The following is a 1,234-nucleotide window of genomic DNA, read 5'->3' on the forward strand; positions in this document are numbered from 1 at the left end:
ACGAGCTCAGTCCAAATCTCGTAAGCAAATGGGTAAAAGCTTTTCAGGAAAAAGGCAATCTAGATCATTCCGGCATTCAAGATATTGTTTCTCCCTCAGGGATCAAACAGTTGGAGGAGGAGAATGACCAGCTTAAAAAGCTGTTAGGCGAAAAAGATTTAGAAATTTCCATTCTCCGTGACGTACTAAAAAAGAAGAACCCTCACTTACTGAAACGCTTGAAATAGCGAATGAGTGGATTGCGAAAGGTTATGCCGTCCGTAAAGTCCTGAAGATTTTAGAGATTTCTCCTTCTACGTACTATTATCAATACAAGAAAGAAGAAAAGTCAGTAAGTGAGGGCAGACCCATTCCGGGCTATTCACTCACTAAGAACGGCAAAAAAATACCGGATGAACAAATACAGGAATGGCTGATGGAACTCATCTCAGGTGAAGCCGGTGTCTATGGCTATCGAAAGTTGTGCCTCCGCCTTCGAAGCGAGTATGCGCTACAGATTAACAAAAAGAAAGTGTACCGATTATGTAAGGAACTCGATATCCTACAGCCACAGCGAGAAGTGAAGTTCCACTATCCAAGAAAATTAGCGAGGAACCGGATCATCACTGAATCGAATCAGCTGTGGGAAGCAGATATTAAATACGGCTACATCGAAGGTGAAGAGCGTTTCTTCTTTATTCTATCGCTCATTGATGTATATGACCGTTCCATCATTGATTATCATATTGGTTTACATTGTACCGGACACGACGCTGGCCAACTCGTGCAGCGTGCCTTGTTTAAGCGTCAGCAATTTGAAAGAGAAACAAAGCCAGTCATTCGAACGGATAATGGTCCACAATTTATTTCTCTAGCGTTTCAGAAAGCATGTGAAACGTTCCACATCGAACATGAACGCATTCCGCCGAGAACACCGAATATGAATGCCCATATCGAGTCGTTTCACCGATTACTAGAGTATGAATGTTTGAGGCGGTTCGCTTTTCATTCCTACGCAGATGCGTATCATGAGGTGGCTGAATACATGGATTTCTACAATAATCGAAGAATCCATTCGAGTATTTTAGATTTAGCACCAAATGAATTTTATCAACGAAACCAAACAGAAGAGCTAACGATTAAAGAAGTGAGAGTATGAGGCAGGATGATTTTCTTGCCTCACCTAAAATAAAGAGCAATTCTATGAAATAATGAGCTAAGAGTAGTATGTGTCCAAAATTAGGGGGTTAACCCG

At 41.4% G+C, this 1,234-nt stretch carries 2 protein-coding genes; both read left to right on the forward strand.

The genetic code is table 11. The features are described from left to right. The coding region (locus AB447_RS26505) for a hypothetical protein (protein WP_048353422.1) at positions 1 to 227 on the forward strand (227 nt) is incomplete at its 5' end. Between the two features lie 11 nt (positions 228 to 238). After that, on the forward strand, positions 239 to 1,138 hold the full coding sequence (locus AB447_RS07515) for an IS3 family transposase (RefSeq protein WP_026113687.1): 900 nt from the start codon (positions 239 to 241) through the stop codon (positions 1,136 to 1,138). The last annotated feature ends 96 nt before the right edge of the window (positions 1,139 to 1,234 follow it).

Source organism: Bacillus glycinifermentans, from assembly GCF_001042475.2.
Classification (GTDB): domain Bacteria; phylum Bacillota; class Bacilli; order Bacillales; family Bacillaceae; genus Bacillus; species Bacillus glycinifermentans.